The 16,969-nt window shown below is 31.6% G+C and carries 13 protein-coding genes and 1 pseudogene; 8 read left to right on the top strand and 6 right to left on the bottom strand.

From position 1 onward, the window contains the following. Positions 1-424: 424 nt before the first annotated feature. Positions 425-874 (bottom strand): annotated as a pseudogene (locus tag KGNDJEFE_RS03065) (RNA polymerase factor sigma-54); the annotation flags it as partial. A gap of 105 nt (positions 875-979) precedes the next feature. Between KGNDJEFE_RS03065 and KGNDJEFE_RS03060 the strand changes: the two are divergent. After that, entirely contained in the window at positions 980-2,302 is a 1,323-nt protein-coding gene (locus KGNDJEFE_RS03060) for an IS3 family transposase (protein ID WP_148881763.1), read from the top strand. On the opposite strand, the gene KGNDJEFE_RS03055 is transcribed toward KGNDJEFE_RS03060, so the two are convergent. Further along, complete coding sequence (locus KGNDJEFE_RS03055) at positions 2,299-3,237, bottom strand: RNA polymerase factor sigma-54 (protein WP_148881784.1); 939 nt, start codon at positions 3,235-3,237, stop codon at positions 2,299-2,301. The genes KGNDJEFE_RS03060 and KGNDJEFE_RS03055 overlap by 4 nt on opposite strands. A 318-nt stretch (positions 3,238-3,555) precedes the next feature. Here KGNDJEFE_RS03055 and speD point away from each other — a divergent pair, with 318 nt between their 5' ends. The 7 genes from speD to KGNDJEFE_RS03020 all read left to right on the top strand — a co-directional run bounded on the left by speD (position 3,556) and on the right by KGNDJEFE_RS03020 (position 10,127). Continuing rightward, positions 3,556-3,900: an adenosylmethionine decarboxylase gene (gene speD, locus KGNDJEFE_RS03050; RefSeq protein ID WP_006439746.1), complete on the top strand. Its 345-nt coding sequence runs from the start codon at positions 3,556-3,558 to the stop codon at positions 3,898-3,900. Position 3,901: 1 nt separating this feature from the next. Further along, positions 3,902-4,996 carry a DUF4178 domain-containing protein gene (locus KGNDJEFE_RS03045; RefSeq protein ID WP_050754647.1) on the top strand — a complete coding sequence of 365 codons (1,095 nt, stop codon included), beginning with the start codon at positions 3,902-3,904 and terminating at the stop codon, positions 4,994-4,996. A gap of 24 nt (positions 4,997-5,020) precedes the next feature. Then, positions 5,021-5,452, top strand: coding sequence for a DUF350 domain-containing protein (locus KGNDJEFE_RS03040; RefSeq protein WP_006439744.1), 432 nt, complete (start codon positions 5,021-5,023; stop codon positions 5,450-5,452). Positions 5,453-5,466: 14 nt separating this feature from the next. Further along, the gene (locus tag KGNDJEFE_RS03035; RefSeq protein ID WP_006439743.1) at positions 5,467-6,969 is read left to right on the top strand and encodes a polyamine aminopropyltransferase; all 1,503 of its coding nucleotides are present in this window, start codon (positions 5,467-5,469) and stop codon (positions 6,967-6,969) included. A 317-nt stretch (positions 6,970-7,286) separates the two neighbouring features. Continuing rightward, complete coding sequence (locus KGNDJEFE_RS03030) at positions 7,287-8,489, top strand: Fic family protein (protein WP_006439742.1); 1,203 nt, start codon at positions 7,287-7,289, stop codon at positions 8,487-8,489. Positions 8,490-8,534: 45 nt separating this feature from the next. Next, positions 8,535-9,077 carry a GNAT family N-acetyltransferase gene (locus tag KGNDJEFE_RS03025; protein WP_006439741.1) on the top strand — a complete coding sequence of 181 codons (543 nt, stop codon included), beginning with the start codon at positions 8,535-8,537 and terminating at the stop codon, positions 9,075-9,077. A gap of 162 nt (positions 9,078-9,239) precedes the next feature. Next, on the top strand, positions 9,240-10,127 hold the full coding sequence (locus tag KGNDJEFE_RS03020; RefSeq protein ID WP_006439740.1) for a cation efflux transmembrane domain-containing protein: 888 nt from the start codon (positions 9,240-9,242) through the stop codon (positions 10,125-10,127). An 84-nt stretch (positions 10,128-10,211) separates the two neighbouring features. On the opposite strand, the gene KGNDJEFE_RS03015 is transcribed toward KGNDJEFE_RS03020, so the two are convergent. The 4 genes from KGNDJEFE_RS03015 to KGNDJEFE_RS02995 all read right to left on the bottom strand — a co-directional run bounded on the left by KGNDJEFE_RS03015 (position 10,212) and on the right by KGNDJEFE_RS02995 (position 16,958). Beyond that, positions 10,212-13,076, bottom strand: a complete 2,865-nt coding sequence (locus tag KGNDJEFE_RS03015; protein WP_006439739.1) for a cell wall-binding repeat-containing protein — start codon at positions 13,074-13,076, stop codon at positions 10,212-10,214. Positions 13,077-13,720: 644 nt separating this feature from the next. After that, a complete protein-coding gene (hslO, locus tag KGNDJEFE_RS03005) occupies positions 13,721-14,596 on the bottom strand; it encodes an Hsp33 family molecular chaperone HslO (protein WP_040410357.1) in 876 nt (291 codons plus the stop codon). Between the two features lie 86 nt (positions 14,597-14,682). Beyond that, positions 14,683-15,429, bottom strand: coding sequence for a class I SAM-dependent DNA methyltransferase (locus KGNDJEFE_RS03000; protein ID WP_006439736.1), 747 nt, complete (start codon positions 15,427-15,429; stop codon positions 14,683-14,685). Between the two features lie 371 nt (positions 15,430-15,800). Next, positions 15,801-16,958, bottom strand: coding sequence for a M20 metallopeptidase family protein (locus KGNDJEFE_RS02995; RefSeq protein ID WP_006439734.1), 1,158 nt, complete (start codon positions 16,956-16,958; stop codon positions 15,801-15,803). Between the last annotated feature and the right edge of the window lie 11 nt (positions 16,959-16,969).

The following is a 16,969-nucleotide window of genomic DNA, read 5'->3' as shown; positions in this document are numbered from 1 at the left end:
TTTTTGTCCCCTATGTTTATTTCAGTCCCACAAGTTAATTTTATTGTATAAGATTTGCTCCAATATTTCAATACTTTTTTTGAAAATTATTAAAAGTTTTTTGTTTTTTTGCAAAAGAAAACGATATATCAAAAATATTAGAATTTTAACGTTTATTCAAACCGTTTTCCCTAAATTTTTCCCAATTTTTTCCTCAAATTGATTCAAATTTTTTAACCAAAATTTAATAGTATTTTTTATATAATCTATACAATATTGTGGGAGCAAATTTGACCCTCTATAAGAATTTTATCCATTTTATTATTTCATTTCAATACAAATAATTGTATTTATTTTACAAAAAATAAAACCTCGTACATTGATTTTTTATCTAATCAACATACGAGGTTTAATCTCTCTATTTTTTAATTTTATATTTCTAATATTAGAATTCTTTTCTTCTACTTGAAGACGGTATTCCAAGTTCTTCTCTGTATTTTGCAACAGTTCTTCTAGCCACACTCACGCCTTTTTCTTTTAACATCTTAGAAATAGCATCGTCGCTAAGAGGTTTTTTCTTATTTTCTCCATCTATTATGTCTTTAATATCCCTCTTAATTCCCGCACTAGATGCTCCGTCTGATGAATTATCAGTTTCTAGAGCTGCATTGAAGAAGAATTTAAACTCATAAAGCCCAAATGGAGTAAGCATATACTTTCCATTCACCCCTCTACTGACAGTAGATTCGTGAATCTCAAGCTTATCTGCAATGTCTTTCATCTTCATAGGTTTGATATATTTTTCACCTTTTTGGATAAACTCCTGCTGCTCATCTATAATAGCCTCTGCAATTCTCAAAATTGTGCTCTTTCTACTCTCTATATTTTTAATAAGAGTCGCTGCAGAATAAAATGGAACCTATAGAATGGACACTTGTAAAAAGGTGTTTCATCTATAGGTTCTTTTTTTGTATAATTTTAATATAGAGGTGAGTAATTTATGAGTAAAAAACAATTTAGTAAAGAAGAAACATTAGAGCTATCAAAAAATCCATTTGTAAAGAATGTAAGCTGTAAATCAATAACATATACAAATGAATTTAAAATACATTTCATAACAGAATACAATAAGGGAAAAAATCCAACACAGATATTTAAAGAAGCAGGTTTTGACACTAACATCATAGGTGCAAAACGTATTAAATGCGCTAGCGAGCGATGGAGAAAGTCATATAAAGAAAATGGTATTTTGGGACTAGATGATTCTAGAGTTAATAATTCTGGAAGACCAAGAAAAAGAAAATTAACAGATAAAGAGATAATAGATAAGAAGGATGCTGAAATAGCATATCTTAAAGCAGAGCTAGAACTAGTAAAAAAGCTAGACTTCGAAGAAAGGCAGGTGATGAATAATAAGCTACCTTCGGTGAAAATATTCAAATTAATTAATGATGTAATAAATAAATATTGTTTAAAAAAAATGATAAAACATCTATGTATTGTTGCAGGAGTATCTAGATCTGGATTTTATAACTATTTAAAAAACAAGAATGTAATAAGCAAACAAGAAGAAAAGGATTTAGAAGCAAAAGAAATAATTCTTAAAGCATATAAGTTCAGAGGATACAAAAAAGGTTCTCGTTCAATAAAAATGATTTTAAAAAGTAAATTTAATATAATATTTAACAGAAAAAAAATTCAAAGAATAATGAAAAAATATGGAATTAAATGTCCTATTCGCGAGTCAAATCCAGCTAAACGTATGGGAAAAGCAAGAAAAGAACATCACACAGTTCCTAATAAATTGAATAGAGAATTTAAACAAGGTATACCAGGAAAAGTACTTTTAACTGATATTACGTATATGCCGTACGGCAATGGGAAAACAGCATATTTATCAACTGTAAAAGATTCTTCTACGAATGAAATTTTATCGTATCATTTATCGAAGAATTTAAAAATGGATATTGTTATTTCAACTATTAACAATCTCATGTTATCAAATTCAGACAAATTACATAAAGATGCATTTATTCATTCTGATCAAGGAGTTCATTATACAAGTACTATTTTTCAGAACTTGTTAAAAAAATATAATTTAGGTCAATCTATGTCTAGAAAAGGTAATTGTTGGGACAATGCTCCGCAGGAGTCATTCTTTGGTCATATGAAAGATGAAATAGATTATAAAAGTTGCAATACATTTGAAGAGTTAAAAAGTTTAATAGATGATTATATGGATTATTATAATAATGATCGTTGTCAGTGGAATTTAAAACAGCTGACTCCTATTCAATATAGAAGTCAGCTGCTTGCTGCTTAAGACTTTTTTATATATGTCCTTGACATAGGGACCATTTTAGAATTTAGCCTATCCTTTATAAATTCCTTAGCTTCTTTGTCAGAATCCTTATCTGTCATCATATTCCGATAAAAATCATTTATCTTTATATTGTATACATCCTTTTCATTTGTATGTACAATGTATTTCCCATCAATCTTATCTACAATAACATCAGGCTGTACATAAACACACTTATCATTTGAACAAGCTCTTCCTGGCTTAGGATCTAGGTGTCTTATAATTTCAATAGCTTCCTTACATTTCTCTATACTTATCTTATACTTCTTAGCTATATCTTTCAGCTTATTTCTTCCAATAAGCTCCAAGTCATTCATAATTATATTTTCAACTATATTATTTGAAATCCCCATTCTCTCAAGCTGAAGTATTAAGCACTCAGAAATATTTCTCGCTCCTATTCCTGGTGGATCTAGCTGCTGAACTATATCCAAACATCTTCTAAAAAGACTAGCATCTACTCTCAACGCGTCGTAAATTTCCTTATCGTTTATTCTAAGGTATCCGTCCTCATCCAAACTATCTATTATATATTTACAAATTCTTTTTTCCTCAAATGTAAGCTTAAAGTATTTTAACTCATCTATTAAATAATCATATAGATTACTGGTACTTCTTATCATATTTTCAAAATCGACAGCATTCTCAGAACTGTACGGTGCATCATTTTTGTCCTGTCTAATATTGATAGACTCCATATGCTTTATATATTTTTCCCAATCTATTCCTTCTTCATTTTTTTCAGCTTCTAAAAGCGGATTACTCTCAGACTCCTTTCTGATTTCTTCTTCTACTTCTAGTCTACTCATATTAAGGATTGCGAGAGATTGCTTTAGCTGTGTAGTTAAAATCAGCTTTTGAGACTGATTTAACTCCAAAGTATTTTTGAAATTCATAATATAGCCCACTCTTTCTTAAAATATTCTATATATCCGTTTTTTATTAATACCCAACATTTTTCCAATTATTTAACATTCATAATTATATTATATAGCAAAAGCTTGAATTTCTGTATAAAAATCAATGAATTTTGTAATGAGTTTTTATTCAATTTTTTTATATATGCATAAATCTGTTCTATAATTGATTATTATCAATCTAGTTAAACTAAGGCTTATATAAATTTGATATTTCAATTAACCTAGTATAATTCCTATGTTATAATATTTATAATATTTAAAATTTTTGTATTTTATTTTTGAAAGGAGAAATAGATGGCGTATCAATTATTTTTAGATTTGTACGATTGTAATAAAAATAAGATAGATGATTTAGAGCTTGTCACAGAAATTGCACATAAGGCTATTTCTGATATAGGGGCATATATAGTAGAAGAATGTAGCCATAAATTTTCCCCAATAGGAATAACTTACATCGCAGTTATTTCTACCTCACACTTTTCAATTCACACTTGGCCAGAGTATGGATATGCTGCGATAGATATTTTTTCTTGTGATAAAAAAATTCCCGATTCTATTGGAGAATTTCTAAAAAATGCTTTTGAGGCGAAATCAATTAAACAAAATAGATTTAATAGAGATATTAAAGGAGGTGCATAATGTGGAATATAATGTCGGTCAATTTTTAAAGGTAGATGAAGTAATCTACGAGGTTCTTGGAAAAATCCAGTTTAGAAATTATTCGGATAACTGTACCTGGTTTGAGTATAGACTTCTTGAAAGATTTGGACCTGGTGAGCGGTGGCTGAGTATAGATGATAAGTATAGAGAATACTCTATTTCTTGGACTGCTGGGGAACTTTCACTAGACGGGTATCATCAAGTAGATAAAGGAATACGGGAAGTTGTAAGTGTTTCTGGAGATGTAGATGTTGTCGTTGGTGATAGTGCATCATTTTGTGAATACGAGGATAGAACAGAAGAAAATATTATATCTGTTGAGCAATGGGACGATATAAAAGAATTTTCTAGAGGTTATTACCTAGATAAAAATGAAATCTGTTTTGCAAATACATCAGATGCAAGCAACTTTTCAACAAATTCATATAATCCCTCTGCTTCTTCTAGAAATGGTAAAAAGAGAATCAATCCTTTCTTTGTAATAGGAATAGCTATGCTACTTGTATTTGCTATAGGCTTTATAGGAAATATGGTTGGAGGAAAGTCTATTGCAAAATTCTTAAAAAAATCTAACCAATTCACTTATGTTACCTCAATTACAGGAAATGATGGAGAAAAGGCAGATGTGTACGAATCATCACTTTCTAAGGAAGATACAGTAATGACTATTATTGAATCTGTTGATGGCAATGTTTTAGATGTAGAAGAAGACAAAACTCCAGGAAGTGAAAGCATTGCAATCCTAACTGAAGATGAATACTGCATGGTATATATATCTGTATCAAATGAGGTTCTTGTACAGATTTCAAATAGAAAATACGCCTATACTTCAGATAAAGAACCTTATCACTCATCTGCACATACCCATAGTTATTACAGAAGATACTACTACTCTGCTGCATATTTAGGAGATGCTAGAAGGTACAGAAGACATCATTCTCCTTATGAAAACTACAATGGAGAAAGATTGGATACAGATATGTTTGATCAATACGATTCATACTCAGATAGTATAAAAAGAAACAGTGTAAACTCAAGAACATCTTCTGGTGGTGGATTGAGTAGCGGAAAATAATTTTTTAAAAAGGAGATTAAAAATATGGCTTTTTTAACAGAAATCACTAATATTGCAATATATTCGATACTTGGAATAGTATTTATGATGCTTGGCAACTTCCTTTTAGATTTAGTAGTTCCTTGTCATTTTCCTACAGAAATTAAAAAGGGAAATCAAGCTGTTGGCTGGCTTAGCGCTGGTTCATTTATAGCTATAGGTCTTATTCTTCGCACAGCAATTATGTCACCATCTGCAGAAGCTGTCAGCGAAACTTTAGCATCTGGCATATTAAATACTTCTCTTTACTTTGTTTTAGGTGTAGCATTTTTAATGCTAGGATATGTAGTTGTTAGTCTATTTAATAAACGCTACAACCTAAACGAAGAAATTGGAAACGGAAATGTAGCTGCAGGTCTTATGATGTTCGGTATCTTTATCGGACTTGCACTAGTAATCAGCGGTGTTATCAGTTAATAGGAGATTAATTGATGAAAAAATATAGACTTTTAATGCTTACGACACTTATTATTTCAGGATGTTCAATATGCTATGAGCTTATAATAAGTGCCGTAAGTTCTTATTTAATAGGTGACACAACTCTTCAATACTCTATAACAATTGGATTGTATATGTGTGCAATGGGACTTGGATCTTATATTTCTAAATATATGAAAAACAATCTTTTTAATTGGTTTGTATTTATAGAAATCGGTGTAGCAATAGTCGGTGGTACTTCTGCTTTAATCCTATTCTACGCAAATTTATATTTAGAAACCTATCAGATTGTTATGTATATAGAGATAATAGTGATAGGTACATTTGTCGGTGCAGAAATTCCAATACTTACTAGAATTATTGAAGACGATAATGAAAATCTTAGGGTTACTCTTTCATCTATATTTAGTTTTGACTATATAGGTGGACTTGTTGGATCAATAGCTTTTCCAATTATACTGCTTCCACATCTAGGATATTTTGCAACATCATTTTTGATAGGTTGTATGAACACATTGGCCGCAACTCTAATTATTTTTAAGTATTCAGATAGGCTAATAAATCCAAAGGTGTATAGAATATCTGTCGTAATTTTATTTGTTGTTATGCTTCTTGGAATGTTATTTTCAGATAATATTTCTAGTCGTGTCGAGGACGGTTTATATAGAGATAGGGTTATATTTTCAAAACATACAAAGTATCAGCATATCGTAATGACTAAACACAAAGATGATTTAAGACTGTTTATAGACGGAAATATACAGTTTAGTTCAGCAGATGAATATAGATATCACGAGGCTCTTGTCCATGTTCCAATGTCTGAGGCAAAGAATAGAGATAATGTTCTTATTTTGGGTGGTGGCGATGGCCTTGCTGTTAGAGAAATTTTGAAATATAAAGAACCAAGTATTACCCTTGTTGATTTAGACAAAGATATGGTAAATCTTTGTAGGGAAAATAAGCAAATAAAAGAACTTAATAAAAATTCGTTAAACAGCAATAGGCTAACTATCGTTAATCAAGATGCTTATCAGTTTCTAAAAAATACAGATAAGAAATTTGACGTTATTATCGTCGATTTGCCAGATCCAAATAATGAGTCTTTAAATAAACTTTATACTAATGTTTTTTATAGACTTTGCAGCAATTCTCTTACAGATGATGGTATTATGACAGTTCAATCTACTAGTCCATATTATGCTGCTAATGCTTTTTGGTGTATTAATGATACTCTGGAAAGCGAAGGGTTTTATGTTAAGCCATACCATCTTCAGGTTCCATCTTTTGGAGATTGGGGATTTAATCTAGCTTCTAAGAAGAAGTTAGATGATAGTTTTGAGATAGATGTCGATACTAGGTTTTTGGATGAGAGTAATTTAGATGCGCTGTTTGAGTTTGGTAAGGATGAGATGCCTAAGGGTGAGGTTGAGATTAATTCTTTATCTAAACCTCGGTTGATAACATACTACTCTAAGGCAGTACGCAACTGGGAATAATTTGAAGGAGAAGGTATGACTAGTACATTCACTACAGGCTTCGACGCTTTCTTTTATCCGAACTTTGTTCGATAACAAAGAAGAAAGCGTCTGTAGATTGTCGTTGAATTGCACTAGGTCATACCATTCTCTATTCGGCAATATTTAGTAAATAGAATTAAGTAGGAAGTGGTGAGCCACTTCCTTTTTTGTATAGCTATATAGTGTCTTAATTTATCGCTTGGTATTTTATTTTGCATCTATTTTTCTCGTATAATATGTGTAATTATGTAGTATTATTATATTAGATACAATTATTTTAAGAAGAGGTAGTTATTATGAAGACAGATCCATTTAAAGAATATATAAAAGCATCCGAGCCTTCTAAAGCTATCAAAGGTTATGCATGGAGCACCGCCATTGGTCTTCAAGCTGTGGATGGACTTAAAACATCAAAATATTTAATAGATAAAGCTATAGATAATATTGAGGGGAAAATTTCCATAAAAGAAGCTCAAAATTTAATAGATTCATATTATGAAGAAAAAACCGACCACTCAGTTGATGAAGAACGTACCGAGGAAGCTGATAAAGTATCTGCTCGCATAGCAGAATTACTTTCTGAAACAGCATTTTCTTTCTCTCCTGCAGAGTATATATCAATCCACAGAAAACTGTTTAATGGTTTATATAAATATGCTGGAAAGATAAGAGATTATAATATTACAAAAAAAGAGTGGGTATTAGATGGGGCTAGTGTGACATATGGTACTGCGTCAGAATTAAAAGCTACCTTAGAGTATGATTTTGAGCAAGAAAGAAACTTCAGCTATAAAGGGCTTTCTATGGATGAAACTATTCATCATCTTGCTGTTTTTGTTTCTAGGTTATGGCAAATTCACATATTTGGAGAGGGCAATACTAGAACAACTGCTGTGTTTTTCATTAAGTATTTGAGAACTCTTGGTTTTTCTGTGACAAATGATATATTTGCCGAGAATTCATGGTATTTTAGAAATTCTCTTGTTCGTGCAAATTATACAAATATACAGAATAATGTTCATGAAACAACTAAATACTTGGAGATATTTTTGAGAAATCTTCTTTTAAATGAAAAAAATGAACTACATAATAGAAGTATGCATATTAGTGGACTTTGGGATGATAATTTGAATTTTAAAGATGAAAATTCGTACATTAAAGAAGCAGAATTGTACAATCAATCTATAAATTCGTATATTGAAAATAAAGAAATGGATATTAAAAACAAAAAAACTTATATTGATAACATAGAAAATAATATCAAATATGTCTTTAGTAGAAAAATAGATAGCTTTTCTACTAAAACATTAAATCATATTCAATTATTATTTGATAGATTTGGATATGATGAAATATTTGGAAGATCTATGGTTATGGATTTACTAGGTCTTAAACCATCAGCTAGCTCTAGATTACTTTCAAATTTATTAGATGTTGGTATTATTAAATCTGTTTCCGGTCATGGAAAAGGTAAATACAAATTTAAAAATAATATATAAAAATTATAATTGTAGTTAATTTAATTTTTTAATAGAGGTGATTATATGAGAGTTAAACCAAAAGAATTTGATTTAAACGGACGCAAGTTGGTTCTTAGAAATGCAGAGGAAGATGAAGCTGAGATGCTTTTAAAATATTTAAAGCAAGTCTACGCAGAAACACCTTTTTTAATTCAAGAGCCAGACGAGATCACTTTTACAATAGATGATGAAAAGAAATATATAAAAGAAAATAACGACTCCGATTCAGATTTGCTGCTTATCGGTATGCTAGACGGAAAACATGTTGGAAACTGCTCCCTTATGGGTAATCATGCGAGAAGACTAAAACATAGGACAAGTCTTGGAATTGTTTTGTATCTTGAATATACAGGACTTGGTATTGGAAAAATTATGATTGAAGAAGTTTGTAAAATAGCTAAAGAGAACGGAATTGAACAGGTTGAACTTGAGGTTGCTGCAAATAATAGAAATGCTATTTCTCTTTATGAGAAGTTAGGGTTTGAAAAGGTAGGGACTTTACCAAATAATATGAAATACGCTGATGGAACATATACTGATGTGCATTTCATGGTGAAATATTTATAAAAAAATAGAAAATAATACTTAACAAATATTAAATATATTTATACTATACAACTGGCTTTTCTTTTAGTATAATACTTGCCATACCTTTTAGAAATGAGATGATAGTTTGATTGTGTAGAATTTTTGATGAAATGAAGTAATATAAATTCAAAGAGGTGTACAATGATAACTGAAAGAAAAGAAAAACAGATTTTAATGTTGTCCTTTTTATCGGGACTTTTATTTGCTATTGCAGAGTTTATTTTTGCTATTTACAGCCACTCTCAATCAGCACTTACAGATGCCGTATACGACGCATCAGAGCTTGTGTTTATCGCATTGCTCCTATTTTTAACCCCATTATTCCATAAACCTGTATCTGAAAAGCATCCATATGGGTATTTTCAGGTAGAGTCGATATTTGTCATAATCAAAAGTGTTATGATGCTATCCGTAACTATGGGTGTATCTGCAGAAGTATTAGATTCTGCTTTATCAGGCGGAAATATTGTAAATAATGCACAGGTTTCAATATTCCAATGTTGTCTTGGAGTAGCGAGTATTATAATTTTCCTTATTATGAAAAGATTAAATCGCAACCTATCTTCACCTACAATTGAGGCAGAGTTGCTCGGTTGGAAGCTAGATATAGTGTACAGTATGGGTATGGCGCTTGCTTTTTTAGTGTCTTTATATCTGAAAAAAACGCCACTTGGCTTCATATCTCCATACTTTGACCAGATTGTAGCCGTAGTTGTTATGGTATTCATGCTGCCAGAAAGTATAAAAGTCTTGTGGAGAGCTGTTAAAGACGTATTTTTATTCTCGCCAAATAAGGTTTATATGGATGAAGTGAAAGCAATTTGCAACCCTATTTTAGATGAATACAACTTCAACCCTGTATTTTTTGATATTACAAAAACAGGACGTCACTTGTGGATCGCGGTTTATTTCAGAATTGAAGCTACTAGTTTAGAAGTTGCTAGTTTATCAAGTGCAGTATCAGAGGTAAATGAAATTATGCAAGAAAAATTCCAGGAATGTACTTGTGAACTTATTCTTGTTCCATAATTATTTGTAAAAGATAATAATATATATAAAAATCCCTCACCTATTTTTGATGAGGGATTTATTTTTTATTTAATTTTTAGTTTTCTATTTTTCAAATTCTATTTTGAAGTCCATTCCACCAACCTGAACTGTATTTTTTCCTTTTAATATGCTCTTATCAGATTTTTCATTTACAAGAACTATACCGTCTTTTTTAGCTAGAGGAGATGCTGTTAATGCGTCAACTAATTTATCTCCATTTGCTATGTAAACTTTGTCTGATCCTGAGTAGAATTCATTTATAACTTCTTTGTTTGTTGCGTATCTGTCTTTTCCAGCTAGAACCTCTGCATTGTATTTATCAGCTATTGATTTATCAACTACAGAGTTTCCACCGATTACATAGTATTCTACACCAGATTTTTTAGCGTGAGTTGAAGTTTTTCCGTTAGTTAATAGTATTGGAGCACCTTTTTTAGCTGCTATTGCTGAAGCTGACATCGCATCTGCTTCACCTTTGAATCCATTAACTACAAATGCATCTGAGTAGTTTCCAAGTTTTTTAGCAACTATTTCTGATGTTTCAACTCTGTCTTTTCCACCAAGTCTTTCAACTTTTACATTTGGAACGTTTTTAGTTATCTCATCAGATACTTTCTGGCTTATTGCTGCTTCTCCACCGATTATGTAAACTTTTTTCACTTTTTTGATTCTGTCCATTGTTGCTTTAGGTATAGAGTCTTTTTTAGTTAGTAGGATTGCTCCGTTTTCTTTTCCTGCAAGTCCAGAAGCTGATAGTCCATCAGACATTGATGATTCTGCGTTTACTAGTACTACGTTATCGTATGATTCTAGTTTGTCAGCTATTTTTGCTGCTGTTTCGTATCTATCTGTTCCTATTATTTCTTCGTGAGTATATGTTGGGGCTACTACTCCACCACCACCTGTAGATGGTGATAACGTACTAACTTCCATCTTTACTTCTGTATTTCCTAATCCTTTATATCTTGCAAATACTGTGTATTTTGTATTTGGATTTAATCCATCAAATGTAACCTTGCCATCTATAGCTCTTACCCAAATTCCTCCTCTTGATTCTGTAACTGAACCTTCTACTATTGTAAATTCTACTTCGCCTAATTTATTAAATTTACCCAAATCATCCACTGACATAGTAATTGAATTTGAAGTTTTATAAGCTTCTTTAATCTCTACTGGTTTATATTCATTTGGAGATACAGTTGTACCATTACCCTCTTTATTAATGTCATTTCTTTCAATACTGCCACCTTCTTGAGTTGCTATAGTACCACTATTTGATATTTCTCCTTTTTTCCCTGATTCACTCACTATTTCCCCTGAATTTGAGATTTTACCTGAGTTATTTATTTGGCTATTATTTGTTAATTTTCCTGAATTTGAGATTCTTCCACCGTTGTTTATAGCGCCATTGTTATCTATTGTTCCTTTGTTGTCAACATTAGTTGTTATATTTAAAGTTGCATCTTTGTTTACGCTAACTTCACCAGATTTAGCTATCTCTACTTCTCCATCGCCTGATATAGTTAGGCTACCTGTTACATCAATAGCACCTGCTGAGTTTAATGTTAGAGTTTTTCCTTTTGGAACTTCAATAGTAATATTTTTATCTTTTGGTATATTTATTGATGTTTCCGCTCCAATTGTTATATTCTCTGATATAACTACTTTTTCATTATCTCTTACTCCTATAATTGGTGCATTAGGATTGGGATTTACAAATGCTTTTAAAGCCTTTTCTGAAGTAGGATAATGTACTCTTTTCTTATCATTTTCAAAACTATACTTGTAATTGATAAGATTCGCTTTAGTTGGATCAGTAAATTCTTCTAAACTATCCCAAGCCCAGTAATTATATGCCATTTCTCCAACTGGTAATAATATTTCAGCACTTTTAGTATCCATAGAACAAACAGCGTTATTTCCCATTTCAAATTTATTATTTTTTAAATCTAAATCTTCTTCTATAATACCTCTTGCCTGTATATAATGAGGGAATTTTTCTCCTTTAAATGTATTTTCTAAAATATTTGCAGTAGTTTGGAAGAAAAATGCCCCTGCATTATCAAAAATATTATTAGTTATAGTAATATTATCCTTTTGTGCTTTTTCAGATGTTGTTATACATGTTGACTCTTCCTTTGCCCCATCTGCAGTTCCTGGAGATACACTTTGAACAGTATTTACAAATACATTATTATCTATTGTTACTTTTCCATTTATACTTGGTAACATAGTTCTAAAAGCACCATTAAATTCATTATTTATAAAATTAAAGCTTCCTTTTTCGCCCTGAGAACCCATAGATAAACCAAATGACCATTCTGGTGCCTTTATTGTGATACCTGCATTATTCGGATTATTCGTAAATAAACATTTTTTTATCGTTATTGTTGCATTATTGCCAGAAAGTGTACAACCAGAATTTCCAGCTCTTTTTGTTACTGAATAATTTACAGTAACTCTCTCCATTTTAATATTAGTTTGATCTGTATTTCCTATAACCAAAACGCTTCCATTCGCATTATTATCATTAGGCTGTATAGTTATATTTTGTAATGTTCCGTTTTTTAGAGTAGTTAAACCTGTTATTGTATATTTATTTTGACCATCTATAGTAATATTTTTATTTACAGTAATATCCTCTGTTACATTACCCAATAACGTTATTGTAGCTCCTTCACCTGCATTATTTATAGCTTCTTTTAAAGTCGCATATTCTTTATCCCCTATCTTAGCTACATTCTGAGTAAGTGGATCTTGAGTGCTCGTATCACTTCCATCTGGATTTGCAACTTCCTGAGATGCTACCACTTTATCCGTAGATTTCACATTATCTAGTTCTGCAGCACCCACTATTCCATTCACAGATGGAACTAATAAAGAAGCTGCTAATAAAAATGCCAATGCTTTTGACTTCTTCTTATTCATACCAACACCTCCAAAATTTCAACCTATAATTCTTTGATATATAAATAAAAGCATAGAAAAAACACCCTCTTAAAAAGAACGCATTCCCTCTATGCTTACCCTTAACATAAACTCCATTTGACAATATTAGTAATATTTATATTAAAAATTATAGCATATACACATAATTTTTTAAATATTTTTTATTTTCATTTAAAAACTTATTTTTCAAAAAATATCATAAAAAAAGACACCCAAACTTACTCGAGCGCCTACATATTTACTCATATTTTTATTTTCACATTCTTCCTTTAGCTCTTCTGCTAACCAATTATCAGACATACAATAAATATCTGATATACCATTTTTCAACAGAAAATACAAATCAGAATGATAAAATATCCTAAGTACATCATTTGTTGAAATACTAGTAATTTTTGAAAACTCCATTATCTCTCTAACATACTTCATATTAATTAACGTCTTATTAGCCAACACATTTATTATATCCTTTATACACCAAATATTTATAAATCTTTATTAAAATCTAATAAAAAATCTCAAACCAAATCACAAACTGCACAAAAAAGAGAAGGAAGATATCAATCAGCGACAATGCAACTTGATTGCCTGGAGCGATTGATACTTCCTTCTCTTTCCCTATACTACATCTCTTTTAAAATTTCCATTAATTCATCTTCATCATAATGATACTTCTTATTACAGAACTGGCAAGTAACTTCTGCCTGGTGATCTTCCTCGATAATCTCAGCAAGTGCCTTTTTACCCATTGCGATAAATGCCTTCTTAACTCTATCCTTAGAGCAAACACATCTAAATCCTACCTCAACCTTGTCAAGAATTACAGGATCTAAACCTTCAAGCACTAAATTAAGCACATCCTCAGGAGTTAATCCTTCTCTGTACATCTCTGTGATAGATTTTATCTTACCTACATTTTCCTCAAGCTGACAAATTGTAGCTTCTGTCGCATCTGGCATAAGCTGCACGATAAATCCTCCAGCATGTTCAACTTCATAGTGAGTTGTGTAAACACCTAGTGAAACAGCTGATGGAGTCTGTTCAGAAACTGTGAAATAGTATGTAAAATCTGCTGCTATTTCTCCAGAAACTATCGGACATAATCCATTCACTGGCTCTCTAAGTCCTAAATCTTTTATTACTTTTAAAGTCCCTTCTGTACCTACTGCCCCTGCTACGTTTAATTTTCCGTTTGGATAATTTTCAACCTGAACATCAGGATTAGCAACATATCCTCTAACAAATCCCTGTGCATCAGAAGTTGCAAGTATTGTTCCTATTGGCCCGTCACCTTTTATTATAGATGTTAACTCGTCACCTTTATTTTTCATCATAAGCCCCATCATTGATGTAGCTGTTAAAGTTCTTCCAAGTGCTGCAGTTGCAACCTTTGTAGTTCCGTGAGATTTTCTCGCTTCTTCAACTAAATTTCTTGTAGTTGCAACAAATGCTCTAACTTCTCCATTCTGAGAAGTAGCTCTTATTACATAATCTTTCATTAAAATTCTTCCTTTCATATATACAAATTTCTAAAAATTATTCTTCTAAAATTATTTTTCTTCTAAATCTTATTTTCGCTTAACAATTATTTTCTACCTACAAAGAATACTCTCTCTGAATCTTTCTTAGGTTTTTCAAATGCAAAATCTCCATAAGCCTTGATATCTCTAAATCCTGCATCTGCTAATTTTTCTAATATATCCTCTGTTTCGTAAGCTCTCTGCTGGTGAACTTCATCAAATCTGTCAAAAGTTCCGTCCTCGTTTTTCACGAAGAATGTAAGTTCCATTTCGACTAAATCCTCTTCTGGATCGAAATAGTTCTGCCACATATACACGACATCTTCTCTCTTCTCAGCAAAAGTATTATTTCCAAGCACCTTAGATAATTTATAGTATGAACTAATGTCAAATATAAATATCCCATCCTCTTTTAAAAGCTCATGAGCCTTAGAAAATACATACTCTAAATCATCATCATAAGTTAAATAATTGAACCCATCACAAGCGCAAAGTATGCAATCAAGATTTGGCACATCAAAATCAAGCTCAGCAATATCCTGCTGTAAAAGAACAAGCTGCACACCTTCCTCTTCTGCCTTTTCCATAGCAACCTCAAGCATTTCCGCAGAAATATCTATCCCAGCTATATCGTATCCCTTCTTAGTTAGCGGTATAGTCAGATTCCCTGTACCACAAGCTAACTCAAGAATATTCTGCACCTCAGCACCTTCACTCTTGATAATCTCTTCTATATATTCAACCCATCTATCATAATCGACATCGTCCATAAGCTCGTCGTATATAAATGCAAAATCTCTATACTGATCCATCTCAAATCTCCCAACATCATAATATTTTTCTAAAACTAAAACATATTAAAACCATATTGTTCAAAATATCAAAACTTGAAATATAAACATCTGCACAATAAATATCCACACTCATACATAGTATATACCTCAAACTCAACATTTCTAACCATAATAGCATAAAGTATATTATATCATAAAAAATACTATAAGCGCCACATACTCCACACTCACTTATACAAATTTAATGTAATATAAAACACATTCCTTCATAAAAAAGAGGGTAATAGCCAAAAAACACGACAATACTGCAAGCGCCACGAACCTTTAAATGTGTTACATAAAAGTGCGTGGCGCTGAAGCCTGGAGTACTTTTGGCTATACCCTCTTTTCTATAAGAACATATTTTTATATTCCATTAATTTTCTATACACTTCAACCCCATTTAAAATTATCTTTTCATCGAAGTCAAACTGCTCATTGTGAAGTCCCGCAGTGAACCCTCTCTCCTCATTTCTCGTACCTATATTAAAGAAAAATCCTGGCACTGCTCTCTGGAAGAATGCAAAATCCTCTGCACCCATCTGGAAATCAAGCTCTACAACATTATCCCCTTTAAAAGCGTCTTTAAACTCTTGATACAAATTATCGTCATTTATCACAGCCCGACACTCATTACAAACACTCATATCAATCTTACAATCGTACTTAGCTGCGGTAAATTCGCAAATCTTCTTCATCCTATCAAGCACATTTGCGTAAACCTCATCTTTTGCATATCTCACAGTCCCCTCTAAAGACACATTTTCAGCAACGATATTTCTTCTTGCGCCCCCTCTTATCTTTCCGACTGTGATAACTGCACTATCTATTGGACTAACATTTCTCGAGATAATAGTTTGAAGTGAGTTAATTACCTCAGCAGAAATCACAATTCCGTCGATACCATTTTGAGGCATTGCACCATGTGCACTCTTAGACACAATATTTATCTCAAAATCTATTGTCCCCGCCATCATAGAACCTTTTTTAATTCCAATCACCCCTTCATCAAGCAACGGATTTACATGAAGTCCGTATATCTCATCAATTCCGTAATACTCTATAATTCCGTCTTTCACCATATCTTCAGATCCACCAGGCCCTTCCTCTGCAGGCTGGAATATAAACACAAAGTTATCCTTTAACTTATCTTTATTATCGTTTACATACTTGATAAGCCCTAAAAGTATAGACATATGACCGTCATGTCCACAAAGGTGCTTAACAGTTCCATCCTTAGACATAAGTCCGTCGATATCTGCTCTAAATGCAACAGTCTTTTGTGCATCTTTACCTTTTATAATTCCTGCAAGCCCTGTTTCTAGCCATTTCTTACTCTCTAAACCAAGTCCATCTAAAACAGATTTTATATAATCATAAGTCTTAAACTCAACTCTTCCTTCCTCAGCAATACAGTGCAAATTCTTTCTATAATCGTACACACTGTCCTTTAAATACATTACTTTATCTAAACATTCTCCATTACATACGCAATTTTTTTCTTCCATAATCTCACCAC

Origin of the sequence: Peptacetobacter hiranonis, assembly GCF_008151785.1 — a bacterium.
GTDB lineage: Bacteria > Bacillota > Clostridia > Peptostreptococcales > Peptostreptococcaceae > Peptacetobacter > Peptacetobacter hiranonis.
Note: the sequence above shows the minus strand (reverse complement) of the source record. Positions and strands in the feature narration are given on the sequence as shown.